This is a genomic window from Polaromonas sp. P3_C2, from assembly GCF_056402675.1.
Genome location: NZ_JBFUGX010000516.1, coordinates 1 through 2999 on the forward strand (window position 1 = coordinate 1; position 2999 = coordinate 2999).

A 2999-nucleotide genomic window follows, 5' to 3' on the forward strand; every position below is an offset into this window, starting at 1 on the left:
CCAAGAGTCAGGCCGCGCGATGCAAGCACTTCCTTGATTTCGTTGAGCGATTTACGGCCCAAGTTCGGCGTCTTCAGTAGCTCATTCTCAGTGCGCTGGATCAGATCGCCGATGTAGTAAATGTTTTCCGCTTTGAGGCAGTTTGCCGAACGAACGGTAAGTTCGAGCTCATCGACAGGGCGCAGCAGGATCGGGTCGAACTGCTGCGAGCTGCGCTGAACGGGTGCGTCAAACGCGGCCAGTTCATTGCCTTCGAGCTGTGCGAACACGGCCAGCTGCTCGACCAGGATCTTGGCCGAGGCACGGACAGCATCTTCAGCCGTCACGGCGCCGTTGGTTTCGATTTCCAGCACGAGTTTGTCGAGGTCGGTGCGCTGCTCAACGCGGGCGCTTTCGACGATGTAGCTCACGCGCTTGACGGGCGAAAAAGACGCGTCGAGCACGATCCGGCCAATCGACTTTGGCGACTCATCGCCATAGCGGCGCTGGTTGCCGGGCACGTAGCCGCGGCCGTTTTCAACCTTGATCTGCATGTCGATCTTGCCGCCGTGCGACAAGTTCACGATCACGTGTTCTGGGTTGATGATTTCCACGTCGTGCGGAGTCTGGATGTCGGCGGCAGTGACTGGGCCTTCGCCGTCTTTGCGCAGGCTCAGCGTGACTTCGTCGCGGTTGTGAAGCTTGAACACCACACCCTTGAGGTTCAACAGGATGTTGACGACGTCTTCCTGCACACCGTCGATGGACGAGTACTCGTGCAGGACACCTGCGATGGTGACTTCGGTGGCGGCGTGGCCGACCATGGAAGACAACAGTACGCGGCGCAGCGCGTTGCCCAGCGTATGGCCGTAGCCACGCTCAAACGGTTCCAGAGTCACCTTGGCGCGGTTGGCGCCAAGCTGCTCAACATTAATGGTTTTTGGTTTCAACAAATTGGTCTGCATGCAGTCTTCCTCTCAATACCCTCGGTTCGTTACACCGATAAGGCCGGCGAAGCACACCCTGGCGATACGGTGCCCCGTATCGCAGGAACGAAAAATTAGCGTGAGTACAACTCGACGATCAACGATTCGTTGACGTCGGCGGCAAACTCGTCGCGATCGGGTACCTTCTTGAAGGTGCCTTCTCCCTTGTCGGCGTTCACATCGACCCAGGCGGGCAGGCCGACCTGTTTTGCAAGCTCAAGGGCTTCCGTGATGCGGGTCTGCTTCTTCGACTTGTCGCGTACGGCAATGATGTCGCCGGCCTTGACCATGTACGAAGGAATGTTGACAGATCCGCCATTGACCGTGATGGCCTTATGCGAAACCAGCTGGCGCGCTTCAGCACGGGTCGAACCGAAGCCCATGCGATACACAACGTTGTCCAGACGCGACTCAAGGATGAACAGCAGATTGGCGCCGGTATTGCCCTTGCGACGATCCGCTTCTTCAAAATACCGGCGGAACTGCTTTTCGAGCACGCCATACATGCGCTTGACTTTTTGCTTTTCGCGCAACTGCAAGCCGAAGTCGGAAGTACGGGTACCGGAGGTACGACCGTGTTGACCCGGCTTGGAGTCGAATTTGGCCTTGTCGCTGATGGCGCGGCGTGCGCTCTTCAGGAACAGGTCGGTGCCTTCACGGCGGGATAGTTTGGCCTTGGGGCCTAGGTAACGTGCCACTTGAATGTCCTTTTGTCATCTGCTGCAATGAATTGCAGGAGCCGGAGGTCGTAACCTGCGGCGGTGGGCTTGGTAAAAATGCCTGGTATCTGACGGGCTGAAACAACCCGCCGGATGCCTGGGCACGGGGAATTAAATGCGGCGGCGCTTTTGCGGGCGGCAGCCGTTGTGCGGAACCGGGGTCACGTCGGCAATCGAATTGATCCGGATGCCGAGTGCGCCCAAAGCGCGAACAGATGATTCACGACCTGGACCAGGACCCTTGATTTCGACGTCAAGATTCTTGATGCCTTGCTCAATGGCGGCACGACCTGCCACTTCGGAAGCGACCTGCGCTGCGAAAGGGGTGGATTTGCGCGAACCTTTGAAACCCTGACCACCGGAAGACGCCCAGGACAAGGCATTGCCCTGGCGATCCGTGATAGTGATGATCGTGTTATTGAAAGAAGCGTGGACGTGGGCGATACCATCGGCCACGTTCTTGCGAACTTTCTTGCGAACGCGTTGTGCGGCGTTATTGCTTGGTGATTTTGCCATGACGACCTCTCAATTATTTCTTCAAAGCTGCAGCGGCCTTGCGCGGGCCCTTGCGGGTACGGGCATTGGTCCGGGTGCGCTGGCCACGCATGGGCAGGCCGCGACGGTGGCGGAAACCACGGTAGCAACCGATGTCCATCAGGCGCTTGATGTTCATCGTGGTTTCACGACGCAGGTCACCCTCGATGGTGAACAGGGCGATCTGCTCACGGATTTTTTCCAGGTCGCCATCGGTCAGATCTTTGACCTTTTTGGCGTAAGCGATGTCACATGCTTCGCAAATTTTGCGAGCGCGCGTGCGACCGATGCCAAAGATAGCAGTCAAGCCGATTTCGGCATGTTGCTGCGGCGGAATATTGATACCAGCGATACGAGCCATGTTCGTCCTCTAAAACTCTTGAAATCAGCCTTGACGCTGTTTGTGACGCGGATCCGTGMAAATCACACGGACAACACCCTTGCGACGGATAACTTTGCAGTTACGGCAAATTTTCTTGACCGAAGCTGAAACTCTCATTTCTATTACTCCTAAACTTTCACTCTGTGCTTACTTGGCACGGAAAACAATTCGTGCGCGCGATAAATCGTAAGGCGTTAACTCAACCGTTACCTTGTCACCGGGAAGAATGCGGATGTAGTGCATACGCATTTTTCCCGAGATGTGCCCCAGTACAACATGTCCATTTTCCAGCTTCACCCTGAAAGTCGCATTGGGGAGGTTTTCTACAACCTCACCTTGCATCTGGATCACATCGTCTTTAGACATATCCCATCAAATACCCAGTTAACCGCCCAGTGC

At 56.1% G+C, this 2999-nt stretch carries 6 protein-coding genes; all 6 read right to left on the reverse strand.

Annotation, left to right across the window (positions count from 1 at the left end; translation table 11 throughout):
- A partial coding sequence (locus AC1DWI_RS18140; RefSeq protein ID WP_477725372.1) for a DNA-directed RNA polymerase subunit alpha occupies positions 1-944 on the reverse strand: 944 nt, incomplete at its 3' end.
- A gap of 95 nt (positions 945-1039) precedes the next feature.
- Complete coding sequence (rpsD, locus tag AC1DWI_RS18145; RefSeq protein ID WP_457281392.1) at positions 1040-1663, reverse strand: 30S ribosomal protein S4; 624 nt, start codon at positions 1661-1663, stop codon at positions 1040-1042.
- Between the two features lie 132 nt (positions 1664-1795).
- The gene (rpsK, locus tag AC1DWI_RS18150) at positions 1796-2200 is read right to left on the reverse strand and encodes a 30S ribosomal protein S11 (RefSeq protein ID WP_007869288.1); all 405 of its coding nucleotides are present in this window, start codon (positions 2198-2200) and stop codon (positions 1796-1798) included.
- Between the two features lie 13 nt (positions 2201-2213).
- Positions 2214-2579 (reverse strand): 30S ribosomal protein S13, encoded by a 366-nt coding sequence (gene rpsM / locus AC1DWI_RS18155; protein WP_074579313.1) that lies wholly within the window; start codon positions 2577-2579, stop codon positions 2214-2216.
- A gap of 24 nt (positions 2580-2603) precedes the next feature.
- Positions 2604-2717 carry a 50S ribosomal protein L36 gene (rpmJ, locus tag AC1DWI_RS18160; RefSeq protein ID WP_477725373.1) on the reverse strand — a complete coding sequence of 38 codons (114 nt, stop codon included), beginning with the start codon at positions 2715-2717 and terminating at the stop codon, positions 2604-2606.
- 30 nt (positions 2718-2747) lie between these two features.
- Complete coding sequence (gene infA / locus AC1DWI_RS18165; protein WP_007869286.1) at positions 2748-2966, reverse strand: translation initiation factor IF-1; 219 nt, start codon at positions 2964-2966, stop codon at positions 2748-2750.
- Between the last annotated feature and the right edge of the window lie 33 nt (positions 2967-2999).

What these genes read in the sequence shown, in the direction of transcription:
- rpsK (WP_007869288.1), bottom strand. Translation starts at nt 2,200, where the DNA reads ATGGCAAAATCACCAAGCAATAACGCCGCACAACGCGTTCGCAAGAAA.
- rpsM (WP_074579313.1), bottom strand. Translation starts at nt 2,579, where the DNA reads ATGGCTCGTATCGCTGGTATCAATATTCCGCCGCAGCAACATGCCGAA.
- infA (WP_007869286.1), bottom strand. Translation starts at nt 2,966, where the DNA reads ATGTCTAAAGACGATGTGATCCAGATGCAAGGTGAGGTTGTAGAAAAC.